General features: G+C 48.6%; 16 protein-coding genes. 3 read left to right on the top strand and 13 right to left on the bottom strand.

Features of this window, described 5'->3' with window-relative positions:
* The first annotated feature begins 346 nt into the window (after positions 1-346).
* The 3 genes from BZG72_RS11310 to BZG72_RS11300 are packed head-to-tail and all read left to right on the top strand — an operon-like array spanning position 347 to position 5,879.
* Entirely contained in the window at positions 347-1,891 is a 1,545-nt protein-coding gene (locus BZG72_RS11310; protein WP_046073050.1) for a response regulator, read from the top strand.
* A gap of 55 nt (positions 1,892-1,946) precedes the next feature.
* Positions 1,947-3,905, top strand: a complete 1,959-nt coding sequence (locus BZG72_RS11305) for a sensor histidine kinase (RefSeq protein WP_077666829.1) — start codon at positions 1,947-1,949, stop codon at positions 3,903-3,905.
* 15 nt (positions 3,906-3,920) lie between these two features.
* On the top strand, positions 3,921-5,879 hold the full coding sequence (locus BZG72_RS11300; protein WP_077666828.1) for a PAS domain-containing sensor histidine kinase: 1,959 nt from the start codon (positions 3,921-3,923) through the stop codon (positions 5,877-5,879).
* Positions 5,880-5,972: 93 nt separating this feature from the next.
* On the opposite strand, the gene betA is transcribed toward BZG72_RS11300, so the two are convergent.
* The 13 genes from betA to BZG72_RS11235 form a co-directional block, all read right to left on the bottom strand.
* Complete coding sequence (gene betA, locus BZG72_RS11295) at positions 5,973-7,664, bottom strand: choline dehydrogenase (RefSeq protein WP_077579026.1); 1,692 nt, start codon at positions 7,662-7,664, stop codon at positions 5,973-5,975.
* Between the two features lie 109 nt (positions 7,665-7,773).
* The gene (locus BZG72_RS11290) at positions 7,774-8,508 is read right to left on the bottom strand and encodes a FadR/GntR family transcriptional regulator (protein WP_077666827.1); all 735 of its coding nucleotides are present in this window, start codon (positions 8,506-8,508) and stop codon (positions 7,774-7,776) included.
* Positions 8,509-8,638: 130 nt separating this feature from the next.
* Complete coding sequence (locus tag BZG72_RS11285) at positions 8,639-10,621, bottom strand: hypothetical protein (RefSeq protein ID WP_077666826.1); 1,983 nt, start codon at positions 10,619-10,621, stop codon at positions 8,639-8,641.
* A gap of 152 nt (positions 10,622-10,773) precedes the next feature.
* A complete protein-coding gene (locus tag BZG72_RS11280; protein WP_077666825.1) occupies positions 10,774-11,229 on the bottom strand; it encodes a GNAT family N-acetyltransferase in 456 nt (151 codons plus the stop codon).
* Positions 11,230-11,241: 12 nt separating this feature from the next.
* Entirely contained in the window at positions 11,242-12,087 is an 846-nt protein-coding gene (locus BZG72_RS11275) for a delta-class carbonic anhydrase (RefSeq protein ID WP_077666824.1), read from the bottom strand.
* Between the two features lie 191 nt (positions 12,088-12,278).
* A complete protein-coding gene (locus BZG72_RS11270; protein ID WP_077666823.1) occupies positions 12,279-12,698 on the bottom strand; it encodes a GNAT family N-acetyltransferase in 420 nt (139 codons plus the stop codon).
* An 88-nt stretch (positions 12,699-12,786) separates the two neighbouring features.
* Positions 12,787-13,314 (bottom strand): nucleotidyltransferase family protein, encoded by a 528-nt coding sequence (locus tag BZG72_RS11265; RefSeq protein WP_046073043.1) that lies wholly within the window; start codon positions 13,312-13,314, stop codon positions 12,787-12,789.
* Positions 13,315-13,422: 108 nt separating this feature from the next.
* Positions 13,423-13,815: a hypothetical protein gene (locus BZG72_RS11260; protein ID WP_046073042.1), complete on the bottom strand. Its 393-nt coding sequence runs from the start codon at positions 13,813-13,815 to the stop codon at positions 13,423-13,425.
* Positions 13,815-14,039: a membrane protein insertion efficiency factor YidD gene (gene yidD, locus BZG72_RS11255; protein ID WP_077639248.1), complete on the bottom strand. Its 225-nt coding sequence runs from the start codon at positions 14,037-14,039 to the stop codon at positions 13,815-13,817. The genes BZG72_RS11260 and yidD overlap by 1 nt, the downstream gene beginning before the upstream one ends.
* Positions 14,039-14,254, bottom strand: coding sequence for a DUF4177 domain-containing protein (locus BZG72_RS11250; RefSeq protein WP_021022754.1), 216 nt, complete (start codon positions 14,252-14,254; stop codon positions 14,039-14,041). The genes yidD and BZG72_RS11250 overlap by 1 nt, the downstream gene beginning before the upstream one ends.
* A 163-nt stretch (positions 14,255-14,417) precedes the next feature.
* Positions 14,418-14,960 carry a ribosomal protein S5-alanine N-acetyltransferase gene (gene rimJ, locus BZG72_RS11245; RefSeq protein ID WP_077666822.1) on the bottom strand — a complete coding sequence of 181 codons (543 nt, stop codon included), beginning with the start codon at positions 14,958-14,960 and terminating at the stop codon, positions 14,418-14,420.
* 80 nt (positions 14,961-15,040) lie between these two features.
* Complete coding sequence (locus tag BZG72_RS11240; RefSeq protein WP_198930065.1) at positions 15,041-17,125, bottom strand: M13 family metallopeptidase; 2,085 nt, start codon at positions 17,123-17,125, stop codon at positions 15,041-15,043.
* Between the two features lie 74 nt (positions 17,126-17,199).
* On the bottom strand, positions 17,200-17,742 hold the full coding sequence (locus BZG72_RS11235; protein WP_077639250.1) for a GNAT family N-acetyltransferase: 543 nt from the start codon (positions 17,740-17,742) through the stop codon (positions 17,200-17,202).
* Positions 17,743-17,790 lie beyond the last annotated feature (48 nt).

Genomic DNA, 17,790 nt, shown 5'->3' with positions numbered 1-17,790 from the left:
GATTTTTAGTAAAACAGCGTTCTTTGCCACCCGCAAAATAAGCGCCATACAACTGATAGGTATATCACAACAATGGTGCAAGACAATTACTCAAGCTGTTGTCAGAAGGCGATAAATTGACCAATTTCATGCAACATACCTGAGTTCAAGCCTCGAGACCATCGCTTGTCTACTCCAAGGCTAGCAGCCCAATTAGCACACATACTGCTCCAGATCAGAGAAATGTAACAAACCCAAAACCAAGGAAAGTGACTTAAGTATCAATAACTCGCCCCCTCCTCGCAACTTTGAAAGTCCTAAACTACGCTTTAACTAACTGAGATAAACGCGAATAGGGGCGAAGTGAATGGACTTGTTTGCAGATCAACGTGACGGCGCATCTCCCAAGTCTAATGAGACCAATTCAGCATCTGATGCAGCGCCATGGCGGATACTGCTGATTGATGACGATGATCTGATGCATGAGGTAACACGGCTCGCGCTAACGGGATTCACGTTTCAAGGACGCCCTTTAGAGATATTGTCTGCCCTCTCTGGGCAGGAAGCGCGAGAAGTGTTGGAGAAAGAGTCAGATATCGCGTTGGCACTCGTTGATGTGGTAATGGAAACCGAGCACGCAGGTTTGGATTTGGTACGGCATATTCGAGATGAAATGAATAACCACCTGATCCGCCTAGTATTGCGCACCGGACAAGCCGGACAAGCACCGGAAGATCGGGTGATCCGTGAATATGATATTGACGACTACAAAGAGAAAACGGAGCTCACCACACAAAAACTCAAAACCCTATTATATTCAATGCTGCGCTCTTACCGCGACCTCTGCATGATTGAAGAGCAGAAAGAAGGGTTGCGGCGTGTGATTGAAGCATCGGCCAATGTGCAAAACACCACCAATCTTCAACACTACGCCACCGCGGTGCTCGAGCAGCTCACATCCCTTCTCTATATCCACGACTCTGCGTTTTATTGTGTGGTACAACCTCGCCCGGGGGCAGAAGAATCTCGTGCACTCACCCTGGCGGCGACCGGGGAGTATGTAAACTGCTACACCGAATGCGCCTTTGATAAACTGCCTAGCAATGTTTCAAACCGTTGCAAGCAAGCGCTTGAAGCACAGAAAAGCATCCAATTCGACGACGGATTTGTGCTTTTCCACCGCGATGATGAAGATGTCGAGTTTTTGCTGTATGTCAATCATGACAAAGCCCTATCAGAGCTCGATCAGCACTTGCTAAAGATTTACATGCAAAACATTGGACTGACGTTTGAGAACTTAAGCTTAATGGTCGATTTGCGTGAGACCTCCAAAGAACTGGTTTACAACTTGGCAAACGCGGTGGAAGCAAGGAGTAAAGAAACCGGAGCGCATGTACAACGGGTATCTTTATTCTGTGAAAAGTTAGGGCAGCTCTATGGTTTGGACGAACACAAAACCATGCTGCTTAAACATGGCTCTCCCCTCCATGATGTCGGTAAAGTCGCTATCCCAGACGCGATTTTACACAAGCCGGGCAAGCTCGATGCGGAGGAATGGGAGACGATGAAAAAGCATGTCGAGTACGGGGTAGAAATTCTGAGCCACTCCAAGCGGCGCCTTATCGTCGAAGCCAAAGAGATTGCAGCCACCCATCACGAAAAATGGGACGGAACAGGCTACCCCAATCAGCTCGCCGGCGAGGCCATTCCGATCAGTGGTCGAATTTCAGCATTGGCAGATGTATTCGATGCCCTAGGTTCGAAGCGCTCGTACAAACAAGCGTGGAGTGATGATGACATCCGCCACGAGCTCGTGGCTCAACGTGGCAAGCATTTCGAGCCCAAGCTGGTCGACTTGCTGCTTGAGCATTGGGACGACTTTATTGCTATCCGCGCCGCGTATCCAGATTAAGTAGAACAGTGACGCCTTGGGTCTTAATCACGATATATAACAGATCAAACTGTCTATGAGCCGAAGCCACAAATTTGATGACAGCATCCGTAATCCGTTCTTCAGCTTAGTAGGAAGACGGATTTTGCTGATCATGATTTTGCTCAGTGGCTTTTTTACCATTCTCACCACCTTGCTACAAACCTATTGGGATTACGATGAAGCGTTCGATCTGGTGGACAGCCGACACTACGAAATTGAACACATTCATGCCGACTTACTCGCCAGCTCGCTTTGGATCTATGACTTAACCAGTGTCCAAGAGCGCATTGATGGGTTAATCAATTTGCCACATGTTGATTATTTAGCCGTGCGCTCAGAGAACTACCTCTTTGAAGCGGGATCCCCCTTAGACGTGAGTAAAATGGTCAATGAGTATCCGCTCGAGTATGACGACCCCGATACGGGGAAAATCCAACGGATTGGTACTATCTACGTCGAGTCCAACACGAACGCTATCTACAATGATCTGATACAACACTTTTTTATCACACTGCTATTGAACGCAATAAAAACACTCATTGTTTGCTACCTCATTTTGTTGGTGTTTCACCATACCGTCAGCCAACGCGTGTTTAAAGTGGCGCAGTTTTTACGTCAGTACAATCCGCTTGATCCCAACGAAGAAAAGCTGACCTTGCCCCGCAAACGCTACATCATGGAAAAAGAAGACGAGCTCGACTGGCTAGCAGCCGAAACCAATAAAATCACCCAGAATATGTCAACGCTCTATCGCAATATTATGCTAGAACGGGAGCGCTTGTCTGACTTTACCCATGTCTCTTCAGATTGGCTGTGGGAAACCGACGCCGATCTCAAGCTGACCTTTTGCTCCGATCCGATGCGGTTGGCGTTTGACCTTAATCCCAACCAGTATCCGCACCTTGACAAGTTGCTTTCTGCTGTCGGTTGTCACCAATTCATGGCCAATCTTCATCGACAGCAGGACTTTTCGATGTGTGAGGAAATCGTACCCGTTGAGGGTGAAAGCCGGTATTTTGTCTTTCAGGCGCTTGCCCATCACGGTATTGATGGTTTTCGCGGTTTCAGAGGCACGGGCATCGATATCACCGCGCTGAAAACGGCCCAGTTTGAACTGGAAACATTAAACCATAACCTAGAAGAAACCGTTGATGAGCGAACCCGTGAACTCCAAGAGAATATGGAGCACTTAAAAGCGGCACAAGAACAGTTGGTCGAGTCGGAAAAGCTCGCGGCACTGGGGAGTCTAGTGGCAGGTGTTGCGCATGAGGTCAACACCCCTTTAGGCATCGCCGTCACCGCATCATCCGTGATTAAAGATATCACCCACACGCTCAATCAAGCGTTTGAGGAACAAACGTTAACCAGCACGCAGTTTGCTTCATTGATTAAACAAGTGAACGACAGCGTGGTCATGCTGGAGAACAACCTCAAGCGTGCGACACATCTTATTCGTGACTTTAAACAGACCGCGGTTGACCAAGTATCAGAAGCGCTCACCGAATTTGATGTCAAACAGACAATAGACGCACTCGTCGCCAGCTTACACCCAGAAACCCGTAAAATCCCGGTGACTCCCGAGGTCAGTGGCGAGCCTGACATAGTCATGTATAGCTTACCCGGCGTCATCACCCAGGTCGTCTCTAACCTCGTGATGAATAGCATCAACCATGCCTTTGACGAGACCGATAACCCTAAAATAACGATCGAATTTGAAAGACAAGGAGACCACCTTTATCTCTGTTACCAAGATAATGGTTGTGGTGTCGAGCAATCCCTTCACCATCGAATTTTTGAACCGTTTTATACCAGTAAACGCGGGCGAGGAGGCTCAGGGCTTGGCCTCAATCTGGTCTTTAACCTCGTCAAACAAAAGCTAGGCGGCGAGCTGCAATTTGAATCAGCACCCGGGCAAGGCGTGAAGTTTATGTTTCTGATCCCCCTAAGCTTATCAAGCCAAATAGCCCGCTACGCGAGTGAAAGCAAAGAGTAAGGTGATACGCATAGAATGGAAAAGCTAGAAAGGTTTGAACAAGGTCTCAAGCATCCACTTTTTAGTATTGTTGGCCGCCGAATCATTCTGCTGATGGTCCTACTCAGTGGTTTTTTTACCATATTAACCACGCTACTACAGCTATCATGGGATTACGAGGAAGCCTTTGACCATGTTGACCGCCGCCATGCGGAAATTCAAAACGTCCACGCCGACTTAATTGCGTCGTCTTTATGGGTGTTTGACCTTGTGAGTGCGCAAAATCGACTGGATGGCCTAGTCAACCTTCCCTATATCGACTATCTCTCGATTGAGTTTGATGGCGTGGTGTTGGATGCAGGAAAACCACTTTCCAGCAGTAATGTGGTCAGCCAGACGGAGCTCAATTATTTCCACCCCGACACCAATCGCCGCATTAATCTGGGCACCTTACGCGTCGAATCTGACGCGCAAAAAATCTATGACCTCTTGTTACAGCAATTTCTCGTTACGCTCGTTTTGAACGGGATAAAAACCCTGATTGTCTGCTCGCTGATTTTATGGGTCTTCCACCAAAGCGTCAGCCAACGTGTATTTGCTATCGCCAAACACTTGTCGCAGTTTGACCCTATCGATCCTATCCACGAGCCATTGCTGTTGACACATCGTAAATTCATCATGGAAAAAAGTGATGAACTCGATTGGCTGGCGGACGAAACCAATAAAATCACCTTGCGGATGACCAACCTATATCAAAATATCGCACTAGAACAGGAGCGGCTCACCGATTTTACCCGCGCAGCCTCTGACTGGCTTTGGGAAACTGATGCCACGCAGCGACTAACGTTTTGTTCTGAGGCGATGCAGTTAGCACTTGCCATTCCGATTGAAAGCAGTCCAAAAGTGAAGTCGTTACCTGCTTTGCATCACTGCGCATCACTTTTAGATAACCTGGATGCTTGCGCTGATTTCACCATGTGTGAAGAAAAAATCACCTTAGGCAAACACACCTATTATTTTGTTTTCCGAGGAATAGCACATTTCACCGAACACGGCTTCACGGGCTTTCGCGGCACCGCGATTGATATCACCGAGCTTAAAACGACCCAGTTGGAACTCGAGCAACTGAACCAGAGTTTAGAAGCGACCGTTGAAGCACGAACCCAGGATCTCGCGCAGAGTATGGAAAACCTTAAAGCCGCGCAAAATCAACTGGTAGAATCCGAAAAGCTCGCCGCGTTGGGTAGCTTGGTAGCGGGCGTTGCCCACGAGGTGAACACGCCCCTAGGTATCGCGGTAACGGCTAATTCAGTGATCAAAGACGCGGTTTCCACACTTAACCGCGCATTCGAGCAAAAAACCTTGACCAGTGAGCAGTATGCGACCGTGATGAAACAGGTCACGGATGGCACGCATATGCTAGAAAACAACCTCAATCGTGCCGCACGATTAATTCGGGATTTCAAACAAACAGCGGTCGACCAAGTCTCTGAAAATCGGAGTCAATTCCGCCCCATGCAAACACTTGAAGCATTAATGGGAAGTTTGCGCCCCGAAACCAAGAAAATACCGGTTGTGCCTATCGTCGAGGGCGACGCTAAGCTTGTTATGAGTAGCCTGCCCGGAGTGCTTACCCAGGTTATTTCCAACTTGGTGATGAACAGTGTCCGCCATGCCTTTGACACGATTAATGATCCTCGTATTCACATTCGTATTGCCGATAAAGGTGAGATCGTGGAAATCCGCTATACCGATAATGGTGTCGGGGTTGCGCCCGAACTTCACCAACGTATTTTTGAGCCCTTCTACACCAGCTCACGCGGCAAAGGGGGGTCGGGGCTCGGCCTTAATCTCGTGTTCAATCTGGTGCACCAAAAACTGCAAGGAAAACTTCATTTCGATTCCAATATCAATCAGGGGGTTACCGTGGTGCTCAGCCTGCCTAAGTTTTTGACAGAAACATCTGCGCCACAAACTGAAAGTTCTACTGAATAACCGATTCAGCCATAAGAACACGGAACCAAGGAAAAGATAATGAGCAAGAGCCAGCACAAGACTGGCTCTTGTCGTTAACGCGTACACGGGGAGTTAGACAAGCGCCGCGTCTTTTTCCGGTGCCGGAGTATGGTCAGGCAGGTAGCGGTAGTATTCCGCATCTTTCGCTGGTGAAAGCGTGTGCCCCATGATCATGTCCGCTGCTTTTTCCGCCACCATAATCGTCGGCGCGTACAAGTTGCCATTGGTGATCGCGGGGAACACGGAGGCATCGACCACACGCAGGTTATTGACGCCATGTACCTTGAGTGACTCATCGACCACCGCCATTTCGTCGCTCGCCAAGCCCATTTTACAGGTACAGCTTGGGTGATAAGCACTTTCCCCTTCGCGTGCCACAAAATCGAGGATCTCCTGATCTGTTTGCGCCGCGCTCCCGGGCGAGAGTTCTTTGCCACGTAGATGATCAAAGGCCGGCTGGGCGATAATATCACGGGATACACGGATTGCTTCGACCCACTCTTTACGCTCTTGTGGCGTGGAGAGATAGTTAAAGAAGATCTCTGGCTTCTCATCCGGGTTCGTGCTGCGAATTTTAACATGGCCACGCACATCGGTATTCATTGGTCCGACATGCAACTGGAAACCATGTCCTTTGTTCGGTGCCGAGCCATCATAACGGATCGCCAGTGGCAAAAAGTGGAACTGCAAGTTCGGATACGCCACCTCATCATTACCTCGCACAAAACCACCCGCTTCAAAGTGGTTGGTGGCCGCTGCGCCTTTACGACGGAATAGCCAATCAAAACCAATTTTCGGTTGATTGTGGAACTTAAGCGCGGGATACATGCTGACCGGTTCTTTACATTCATACTGCACGTAGAGTTCAAGATGGTCTTGCAAGTTCTCTCCCACCCCAGGCAAATGATGCACAGGCTTAACACCCAAATTTTTCAACATGGTCTCATCGCCAATGCCTGAAAGCTGCAATAGCTTCGGTGAGTTGATTGCACCACCACAGCTGATGATTTCAGCGCCATACGCGGTTTTCGTCCGTCCCCATTTACGGTATTCCACGCCAATCGCGGTTTTGTTTTCGAACAGCACTTTGTCTGTTGTCGCGCCAGTGATCACTGTAAGGTTCTTACGGTTCATCACCGGGTGTAAGTACGCCCGAGCCGCGCTGTGGCGACGACCTCGATAGATATTTTGATCGAAAATACCAAAGCCTTCTTGCTGGTAACCGTTCACATCGTCCGTCAACGGATAACCCGCTTGCTGCGTCGCATCAAAAAAAGCACTGAACAAAGGGTTATCACAGTTCGCGGTGGTGATGGCCAGCGGGCCATTATTACCGTGATAATCATTTTGACCGGCCAAACGTGTTTCGCATTTACGGAAATACGGTAAACAATGGGCATAATCCCACGTTTTAAGTCCATGTTCGTTGGCCCACTTTTCATAATCCAACGCGTTGCCGCGAATATAAATCATGCCATTAATGCTACTACTACCACCGAGCACTTTACCGCGAGGCTGTGCAATACGACGATTGTGCATATTTGGCTCGGGCTCAGATTCATACAGCCAGTTGTAAGTGCTATCGGTAAGCAAATAAGTTAATGCGGCAGGCATGTGGATGCGAAAATCCAACCGATAGTCTGGCCGCCCTGCCTCGAGTAGCAATACGTTGTTATCTGGGTTAGCACTTAGACGGTTCGCCAGAACACAGCCTGCCGAGCCTGCACCGACAATGATATAGTCGTAATTTTGTTGCTGTCCCATAAAACCTCCAAATTTTGTCCTTCCCGTGTGCAGGGCATTAGCCCGGAACAGTCGCAACACAGGTAATGGGTATGATTGTGTAGAGGTTTCCTTTTTGAAATTTTTATAATTAGCTTGATGTTTGTTCATCAATGCATTGTTGTAGCAACCGATAGTGGTGGCTAATCGTTGCCTGCGCCTTAAACGGCTCGGCAGCGATAATGTGGTTAACGGTCTGTTGCCAGTTTTCCACGGTTTGGCGACGATATTTTGCCGCCTGATAAAGGGCGTAATCGTGCGAACTAAACCCTTGCTGGATAGCATGCATCACCCATTCAAAAATCGGGTTGCCTGACATCGCAGCAATCAGCAGGTTCAGTGCGCGATCGAGCTCTCCTAAGCGATCCAAATCCGGATTCTCTTCAGCGGCGAGTGCCGGAAGCTCTGTGACGCTTTCACTGAGCTGTTGTTTTTGCGAGTCGGTACCACGGCTAATGGCGAGCAACACCAGGCTTTGATCAACGGTTTCACGAAACTCCGCCACCTTGTCTGCTTGTACATGGCTTTGCTTGAGAAATAGCGCCAGTGATTCACTAATGTTATGCACATCAACCTGACGTACTACCGCACCACCTTTTTGGCCTTTACGGATTTCAATCAAGCCTTTTTGCTTGAGTGACTGAATGGCTTCTCGCACCACACCACGGCCAGTACCAAATTGTTGCTGCAGTTCACGCTCACTGGGCAATTTATCCCCCGGCTTTAACGCCTCAGACAAAATCGCCGACTCGATTTGCAATGCTACATCTTCACTCGCTCGGCCCATTTGGACCGGGTGAAACAGGCTACTGGTGGATGTCGTCATGGTTACCTCTTCGCTTTTGGTAGTACCAAACTAGCAAAAAAACAGGATAATAGTCAAATTAAGGGTTTTGTTCTTATTTTGGTAGGACCAAAATTCCCCTTACTGCTGCAGCAAGGGGAAGATAAAACAGCTATCGGAACGAGCGTCCTTTAAGTGGTAAATGAGTGTGGTTTTTTGGTAAGTCTCGACTTGGTGTGTCGATCTGCTTTTTAACGTCACTCAAAGGCTTCAACGCATTCGGCAACATCAAATCGTTACACAACGCATCAATACGCGCTTCGCTGACATCCCACATCGTGAATAGATGCACGTATTGCCTCTGAAAACTATTGTCATTGGGATCTGTGATCGTCTCTTTCGCCAACGAGTATTTCGCGATAATTTCGTCACTCGGTTGCGAGAAGATCAGGGATAACGATAGTGGAGTGTGCTGCAACCACAGCCCATCAGGCGGGCACGCCTCCTCGGGGCGACCTAGAGACTCTTTACGCCAATAGGCTGCTACCTCCTCTAGCTTCTCAACGACATAATACGCAAGCCCAACGGCATAACACGCTTTTTCACGTTGTTGTTGATAGCTGTTGGTGGCGAAGAAGTGCCATAAAATCAATGGTGATAAACCGCTTCGTGATCCCGCGAAGGTAGTATCTGGCGAACCAATATATTCAGGATCGTCTGGCGGCGAGACCATGTATTTTTGTTTGGTCATGTACACGCCTGTTGGCCAAGGACTACCCGGCCACTTATGACCACTCGCAACCATTGAATGTACCATTGGCAAACTGAAATCAAATGCTGGCATCGCCGCAATGTCTTCCTTTGGAATGTTCTTACCTAGATTATTCGGAAGCGGCATCTCGTGTGGTGACGCCATTTGAATAAATGGCGCATAATTCGCGCCCAACGCACCATCTATATGAATCCAATAGCCACTGCGCATTTCCTCATGGGTTGTCCCCGTGTCCGTTTTCACCGTGACTTTTCGCTCGTATAGCCCGGTCTCTTTGAGCACTTGCTCAAGTTCTGACAAAGCCTTAGGCACATCATCGTATGCCCCTTTAAATGTGGTGCCAAAGTTCAGCACAACCAAAATCGGGTGCCCCTTTTGGGCAAAAAAGCGCACAAGTGTAATGAGACTATCAATGTCAATGGCCCCAGACCCGACTGGAAGCGCGTCCGTTGGCCCTTGAGATGGCACAGCATCAGGCCAAGGTTCTCCTTCGTTCAGTGGGTTTTGTTTGGGGTATAACCGGCGACCTAAGGTTGCAAACGTATCAATTTTCTCTACTTCCATTGCTTTTACGATGGAGTAATGTGTATCTTCTGAGAAGAATGCGACGGGATGGTACTTGGCCTCGCCGGTGTCCGGATACACAGAAAAGTATTCACTTTGCTCATCAATACGCGACGTTTCCTGGGTACACCATGCTTGCTCTCCCAGTTGATCACGTAACAGCATTCGCCCTGACAGATAGTCACGTGCGTTTAGCATCGCATACAAGTTCCCTTCGGTACTGCCCATCGTCAGCACATATCCCCAGTAACTTTCATTCTGCTGCGCAGGCGTTGCATACTCATTATGTGGCTGATAACCGAGTGATGGCCATTGCGCTCGCCACAGACAGGCATAATAATCTAGCACCATACGCTCGATATTTTTTGAGTTGAGCGTGAAGTCACCATCGACAAACGGATCCCCCACATTATTGAGGCTCATCGTCAAAAACGGCGCAATGTGTGATGGATAATTGACTTGACGCCAATTCCCTCGTTCTAAGTCTGACTGCTCCGGCGCATAGTCACGGAGGCTTGGTTCTGCCTGCGTAAACCTCGATTCGACTTGATACCCTAAAAATCGATCAGCTTGTTGCGCGCTATAGACATAAAATGTCTTCATCGCTTGATATTGCTCTGCATCCGATAAGCCATGTGGAGGGATCTCAAAGTCTTGACTGCAAAGAGACGTTTGCTGCAAGACAAAGGACTGATTTCGCTGCTGGTAGACAACCAGAGGATCATGAGTGGGCGCCGACACATAGTCTTTGGCAAAGTCGGGCACCTGTTCATACCAAGGACGCTGCGAAGGCCCGTAGGGGATATTTGTCTTTTTCATTAGACACTCCATATGAAAGAAAGTGATGTTCGGCCAGCGCAGGCTGACCCTGGGGACAACTAACCAACTTTCTGACTATAGACCGTATTAATTACTGGCATACAGAGTGTCTTATTTTTTTAACACAAATCACATTAGTGACTCAAATATCATTAACCACCAGAATAAACCATTCGCCACTCACGCTCTCCGGTATGTGGATCCGTTTGCGCTCTGTCGACCACAAAACCGTGACGTAAATAAAAAGCGTAACTGGCGGTATTTTTCTGATAAACAGTGAGATCAATAGTGGGCTTTTGCAGTTTGGCATGGCCGAGCAATTGACTGCCAACACTGGCCCCTTGATGGGTAGGATCGACAAAAATCGCCGCCAGCGTATTGCCATGCAATGCATAAAAGCCAAGGATGACCTCTTGATGGGTTCCTACCCATACCTCAGCCATCGGTAAGCAAGATGCACGCATGGCATCACGTTGCTGATGCCAGAACCCCTCATCAATGAAGTCATGCGCCTGCAGTGAGGCATTTAACCAGATATCTAGCACCGGTTCCGTATCGTCCGGCCGCATACGACGAATAGTTAATCGATTGGGCGCCGTCGTTGCCATACTGTTCCCTTTTTATTGTTCGGAGAGTAACGCAGGCTGAACCACCAAATTTCGTACACCGTGTGCATGATGCTCTTCAAATACGTTCGCCTGACACCAGCGTTGAATACTTGCGATGTTGACCTTTTTGACCTTCGGGCGGACCCGCCACGTTACTTGGTACGGCGATCCTTTATCGTTGTAGGCCGGGCCAGTCGTTGAGCCTAGATAGCTCACCGCCTGACCGCTATCTTCGGGCAGGTAAATCGCCTGATAGCGCCCTTTGCGCTGACCAATCGCCGTCAGGCGGGTGAAATCAGCAGCGCTATCATCATTCACCGCCACGAGCACTTGTGCCTCAACCCGCAACTGCGGATTCACCGTCGCATCACTCAAACACGCGCCCAGTGTCGGCCCCGGCGCGACGGACGCCGTGCTATAGACATAATGGAGTTCCAAGGTGTCACCAACCTGCACATTTTGATGCTCACTGGCACACACAGGCTGGAGATATTCCGTGCGCTCAGCGTCGGTTAATTGCCCCGTATAGAGGTAACCCGACTGATAACCCTGCCCGTCTCCGATCCCAGCATATTGCGTAAATTCGCCACCTTTGTGTTCTGCATTTTTATGAAAATGAATATTGCACAAATTCATTTGCGGTGCGGCAGGTGCGTACTGAAAACGTTGTGGATTAGTGCCTGAGAGTTGATCGATATCGCGGGGTGACTGAGGACCAAAGCCCTTACCTAACATCGCTTGGGTAAGGGATTGATGCTGGTTAGCCAGTAATGTTTCATCATTACTGACGGTCGCGAAAACGGAAGTGGAAAGCAGTACGCTGAGGGAGGCCGCTAAAAATGAACGTGATGTCTTCATGATTCCTTTCTATTTGTGAGTCAAAAACTTGCGAGTCTAGTCCTGTTACTCGCAAGTATATTGATCTCAGCCGTAGCCCGTTGATAAACCACACAACGCGACCCGTTTTTTGGAATCTTTATCACTATTTTATCACGACAAATCAGTCAGTTGCTTGTCGGAATGAGAATTTAACCCGCTCAATGTTCGACTCAGCCCGCAAGCTTTTTGGTCATAAAGTGCAGAGAATGGTTGAGGGGGTAATCATCTAATATCATCTGGCATTGATAGCCATGCTTTTCGTAGAAGGGTTTGGCTTGAAAGCTTAACGTATCAACGAACGCCATTTTACAGCCCATATCCTTGGCGTACTCTTCCAAGTTACTTAATAGATGACTCCCCACATGGCGGTGACGAAAGGCATCATCGACCCAAAGATATTTAATCAATAGCCATTGCCCCCATGTATTCGCCACAACCCCGCCGATGCGTTCATCGTTATCATTGTAAGCATAGCCGGCAAGAGAGCCTTCAGAAAGGCCAGACAAAAAAGGGGCGTTGCTTTGCTGTAGCTGCTGTTGAATGGCAGCGACATCGTCGTCACTCGGGCTCGCATCCATGCGGTATTTCATTGGCTTAGCTATCCATACTGTTCAACACACGGCATATTATGCCCTGTGTAGTAGGGACAATCTGTGCCCATGCGCACCCTATTGGCGCTTACTCGTGCTCTATTGGCTTCGCAGCCACAGAACACTGAGTGGTGACTGTAAGTTTGGGCCAATGCGTTAACCATTGTTTATCATCAAGGCGCTGCTGAAACACTTGCCATGGGCGGGCAGGATTATGGCTAAGCTTCAATTCAAACAAAGATTGAACCCCAAAGGCAGCGATGACTTCGCAGCGTTGGTTCATATCAAGGCGAACAGCAATCGCGGTTTCTTTCTCTGGCCAAAAGCGCATCGCATCCAGTGTACTTGCATAAGGAGGATCTTGGTGTTTCTCGTGCATTCGCGCCTGGTTACGTACCTGCCAAGTCATTTCTGGCATGGTCTTTTGCAGTAGCTGCTCTAAATATTGTTCGCGTTCTGTACTGGTATCTTCAGGATCGTAGAAGACAACATCAATATCGTTAAGTGTACTCGACGAGTACTTGTGAAGCGCATCCCACACCAAATTACGGATAAATCCAGCGGCAATATAACACTGAGGGAGGTTTAAGGCTTGAACACAGCGAAGTGCACGCATCCTAACAGGATCTGCCTCAATCAAGTCAATCAAGGCGCGTCGGTATGTCTTCTGGCATAAAAAGAACTGGTGCTGATGACGTTTACGGATCCGACGACGCTTCATGGGTTAACCACCGCGGCGGATGTCTTCAAATATTTCACGTGATACATGGTAGTTGTACTGCCTGGCAATCTTCTGGGCAAAAAACAGCTGTGGTAATTCAAATAGCACTAAACCCGCCAAAATCAAACCAAAATAAGGCTGATTCAGTACTAAGCCGATAATGGCGATGACCAACAGCGTACATTCTACGACAAACAACCCATACTTTCGCAAGTAAAGATGATGTATCCCCCCTAAGAATCCCCAATTCAGCGCCGCGTAAGTATCGGGATCTTTAAGCTGTCTTGATTGCTCGGCAAAAAAGCGTTTTTTCTGGCTTTGAGTTAAGCCATTTACCTGTTGCTTAAGTTCGACCTCTTGTGCTTCTAGCGCTTCTATTGGTTGGGTAAAACGCATTAAGGCACCTCATCGTAAATTTTTTCTAGCGCATTGGGGTTATTGCAGCGGCGAATGCGCGCCAAACCAAGTTGCCAGCCACGGATTGCGCCGTATTTTTCGATGGCTTGGCGTGTATACTCCGAGCACGTCGGCTCGAAGTTACACTCAATATTAAACAGTTTCTTTGATCCACCTTTTGCTTGATAGCGGTGGATCAAAGAGAGCGACAAATACTTGAGCATTAGCGACCCAAAGTCACAATCACCGCTTCACGTTGCCAGAATAGCATATAACGTTTCTTTTCAATAACTTGAAAAACAACCTGCCAGCCGTCTTGTGCATACTGGTTTAGCTCTGCTTCTAAGCGTTGCAACGGTAATCCACTTGAGCCCAGTAGCAAGGTGCCGCAGCCACCTTCAACAATATGAACGACTTTATACTCGGTAAACTTACTCATCTTTTATCCTCAAACTCACAACAACATAACCAGGTGTGGTCATCGTTGAACACCCCTGCCAAAAAACCGGCACATTTTGTAAGAATTTTTTTGTTTGTTCAAAAACTTATTATTAAAGGTGTATTTTTTTGAAGCCAGTTCACGCGAATTACTAATTGTCTTGCTATTCAAGCAAAGAATTACGTTTCGCAGTTAGCACATGGTCTTGCCAACGGCCGTTGATTTTGAGGTAACGGCGAGCATAGCCTTCGCGCTCAAACCCCAGCTTGGTAAGTAGCCGCTCACTACGCGTATTATCGGGAATATAGTTGGCCATCACACGGTGCAACCCAACCTGCTCAAACACAAAACGGATGCCTGCTTGGATGGCTTCGTGCATGTAGCCCTGGCCTTGATAATGCTTGTCAGCGGCATAACCTAACATGCACGCTTTAAAGGCGCCGTGAATGACATTGGTAAAATTGCACACCCCTATTACATCGTCCCGTTCATGATGCAAAATCACAAACTTGAAGGCTTGCTGCTGTTGAAACAAATCGTTCGCTTCTTGCAGCGCGCTATGCCAATAGTCTTCGCGATAAAATGCGGCAGGACGTATGGGCTCCCATGGGGAAAGGTGAGCACGATTTCGTTGATAAAACTGCGCCATCATGTCGGCTTTTTCTGGGGGAAGTAAAACTAATCTCGTCCTTGGCGTGCTTAGCACTTGGGCCTCCTTGCATCGATTGGCGCGACGGACAGTACTAAATTCTATAAAAAATGCCGCCTTGGAGGCGGCATCAGAGACTACCAGATATTCACCCGCTGATCTTCGGGTAAATACATGCCATCCCCTTCTTTAATATCAAAGGCTTCATAGAACGCAGGCACATTACGCGGCGCACCAAGCACTCGATACTTTGGTGGCGCATGCGGGCCCAGCGATACACGCTCACGCAGCGCATCTTCACGCATTTTCATTTTCCATATCTGCCCCCAGCTGAGGAAGAATCGCTGCTCGCCGGTATACCCGTCCATCACAGGAGACGGTTCACCGTGCAACGATTTTTGATAGGCGCGGAAGGCGGTAGTCAAACCGACTAAATCACCAATGTTCTCACCCAAGGACACTTTGCCGTCAATGAACAAGCCCGGCAAAGGCTCAAACTGGCTAAATTGCTCAGCGAGCTTTTGGGTGCGAGCATCAAAGCGCGCCCGATCCTCATCTGTCCACCAATTTGCAAGGTTACCATCCCCATCATAACGCGAGCCCTGATCATCAAAACCGTGTCCCATTTCATGACCAATCACTGCACCGATACCGCCATAGTTCACGGCGTCATCCGCATTCATGTCAAAAAACGGCGGTTGTAAGATCCCGGCGGGGAACACAATCTCGTTGGCGGTTGGGCTGTAATAGGCGTTGACCGTTTGCGGGGTCATGCCCCACTCTTTGCGATCAACCGGCGCACCAATCCGCGACAGCATATCTTGATAGCCCCAGCGTGCGGCACGTTTGCTATTGCCAATCAAGTCATCGGCGTTGATGGTCAGCGCGCTGTAATCTTCCCATTTCTCTGGGTAGCCGATTTTGGGCGTGAATTTACTCAGCTTATCCAACGCTTTCGCTTTGGTTTCATCACTCATCCAGGTTAACGATTCAATCGAGTCCTTAAACGCAGCACGCAGGTTATCAATCATGGTTTCCATACGTGCTTTGGCTTGCGGTGGGAAGTAGCGGGCGACATATTCTTGGCCAAGCGCTTCACCCAATACCCCTTCAGTGGCTTGCACGCCGCGCTTCCAGCGGTCACGCTGCTCAGGAATACCGTTGAGGGTTTTGGAATAGAACGCAAATTGACGTTCAACCAACTCATGATTTAGACGCGGTGCAAACGCATTGAGGGTACGAATGGTGAGATAATCTTGCCACGCTTGCAGGCTGGTTTGCTCAAACACCTGCCCTAGCGCCTCAAAATAAGATGGCATGCGCACCACAACCTCATCGGCTTTGTCGATACCCGCGCGTTTGGCAAAACGTGCATAATCAAACCCGCCCATCAACTGATTGAGCGCCTCAATCGGCATTTTGTTATAGGTGGCTTGCGCGTCACGACGTTTAGCGCGTGTCCAGTGGTGTTCTGCCAGCGTTTTTTCTAACTGATAAATACGGGCAGCGCGTTGCTTGGCCTGATCGTAGCCGGCTAAGCGCAGCATGTCTTCGAGATAGCGTTTATAAGCGGTGCGAATACGCTCAGCATCCTCGGTGTCGCGGAAATAATAGTCTCTATCCGGCAACCCCAACCCGCTTTGGCTCAGATACAGGGCGTTATAGTCCGGATTTTTCGCATCGGCCCACGCATAAAAACTAAACGGGATCCCAACGCCAACTTGTCGCAAATCGGCCATCGCATAAATCAGCGCAGGCTTCGAGGAAATCGCGGCAATACGATCGAGCTCAGGCTTGATTGGCGTCACCCCTAGGGCATCGATTTTATCTTGGTTCATATAGCTAAGATAAAAATCACGCAGCTTTTGCTCGTTGGAGCCAGGCTTGAGATCATCACGCGCCACCAGCTCATCAATGATCCCTTTCAAGCGCTTTTCATTTTCTTCAGCCAAAATACGGAACGCACCATAGCTGGACATATCATTGGGGATTTGGGTTTGGTCGTACCAAGTGCCATTGACGTGACGAAACAAGTTATCTTGCGGGCGAACCGAACGATCAAAGTCTTGTAGATACAGACCTGATTCGCGCTGCACTTCAGCGTGTGTGGTGTCAGCAGCGTACACCTGGCCAGGCACCAAGCTCATTACACCTAGTGCAAGCGCGACACCCATCGCGGCGCGTTTTAATCGCACTCGATTGACTGGTTTATTTTTCATCATTCGTTTACCTAATTCCTTCCATAACATGGCTTAAGCGACGTAATCTTGTCGATTCCCGAAAAGACATGCGCTGTTCACGACATAAGGTCTCGATAGAGCACCACACAGTGATAATCACGCCCCTCGTCTTGCTCGGGTTCAAAATGGGTAATACGACAAAACCCTTGCTGATACCAGAATCGAAACGCGCGAATGTTTTCGGCATAAACATTCACCCCCATGCGTCGATAGTCCCCATAAGCTTGCACGGTTTCAATCACGCTCGCAACCGCTTCGCTGCCATAGCCATGTTTTTGATATCTTGGAGAAATAGTGAGCATGGGCAGCCAAACACTCTGTGTGTCAGGTGCATTGAGCGAGATTTGCAAATAGCCGATATCTTTACCGTCATGGGTCTGAATACGACGAAGATAAAACGCCTCTTCCACATCAGGCGCTTTTTTCTCCGCACTGTCGGCAATCAATGATTGGTAGGTGGATAATGACCAAGGTTTAAACGTGGGATCTTGATATTGCAGATGCTGATTTTGCTCAAACATCGCTTTGACACGCTTTGCATCGCAATAATCAAACGGACTAAAACACAAACGCTTAGAGCGCCATGTGGCTGGGAACATGCTCAATTCCTATTCTATCAGCGCATACAGTGATTATTATCGCGCTAC

Source organism: Salinivibrio sp. PR6 (assembly GCF_001995955.1).
GTDB classification, from domain to species: Bacteria; Pseudomonadota; Gammaproteobacteria; order Enterobacterales; family Vibrionaceae; genus Salinivibrio; species Salinivibrio siamensis.
Note: the sequence above shows the minus strand (reverse complement) of the source record. Positions and strands in the feature narration are given on the sequence as shown.

Excerpts from the sequence above, each read along its gene's own strand:
- BZG72_RS11310 (WP_046073050.1), top strand. The coding sequence starts at position 347 with ATGGACTTGTTTGCAGATCAACGTGACGGCGCATCTCCCAAGTCTAAT.
- BZG72_RS11305 (WP_077666829.1), top strand. The coding sequence starts at position 1,947 with ATGAGCCGAAGCCACAAATTTGATGACAGCATCCGTAATCCGTTCTTC.
- BZG72_RS11300 (WP_077666828.1), top strand. The coding sequence starts at position 3,921 with ATGGAAAAGCTAGAAAGGTTTGAACAAGGTCTCAAGCATCCACTTTTT.
- betA (WP_077579026.1), bottom strand. The coding sequence starts at position 7,664 with ATGGGACAGCAACAAAATTACGACTATATCATTGTCGGTGCAGGCTCG.
- BZG72_RS11290 (WP_077666827.1), bottom strand. The coding sequence starts at position 8,508 with ATGACGACATCCACCAGTAGCCTGTTTCACCCGGTCCAAATGGGCCGA.
- BZG72_RS11285 (WP_077666826.1), bottom strand. The coding sequence starts at position 10,621 with ATGAAAAAGACAAATATCCCCTACGGGCCTTCGCAGCGTCCTTGGTAT.
- BZG72_RS11280 (WP_077666825.1), bottom strand. The coding sequence starts at position 11,229 with ATGGCAACGACGGCGCCCAATCGATTAACTATTCGTCGTATGCGGCCG.
- BZG72_RS11275 (WP_077666824.1), bottom strand. The coding sequence starts at position 12,087 with ATGAAGACATCACGTTCATTTTTAGCGGCCTCCCTCAGCGTACTGCTT.
- BZG72_RS11270 (WP_077666823.1), bottom strand. The coding sequence starts at position 12,698 with ATGAAATACCGCATGGATGCGAGCCCGAGTGACGACGATGTCGCTGCC.
- BZG72_RS11265 (WP_046073043.1), bottom strand. The coding sequence starts at position 13,314 with ATGCGTGCACTTCGCTGTGTTCAAGCCTTAAACCTCCCTCAGTGTTAT.
- BZG72_RS11260 (WP_046073042.1), bottom strand. The coding sequence starts at position 13,815 with ATGCGTTTTACCCAACCAATAGAAGCGCTAGAAGCACAAGAGGTCGAA.
- yidD (WP_077639248.1), bottom strand. The coding sequence starts at position 14,039 with ATGCTCAAGTATTTGTCGCTCTCTTTGATCCACCGCTATCAAGCAAAA.
- BZG72_RS11250 (WP_021022754.1), bottom strand. The coding sequence starts at position 14,254 with ATGAGTAAGTTTACCGAGTATAAAGTCGTTCATATTGTTGAAGGTGGC.
- BZG72_RS11240 (WP_198930065.1), bottom strand. The coding sequence starts at position 17,125 with ATGATGAAAAATAAACCAGTCAATCGAGTGCGATTAAAACGCGCCGCG.
- BZG72_RS11235 (WP_077639250.1), bottom strand. The coding sequence starts at position 17,742 with ATGTTCCCAGCCACATGGCGCTCTAAGCGTTTGTGTTTTAGTCCGTTT.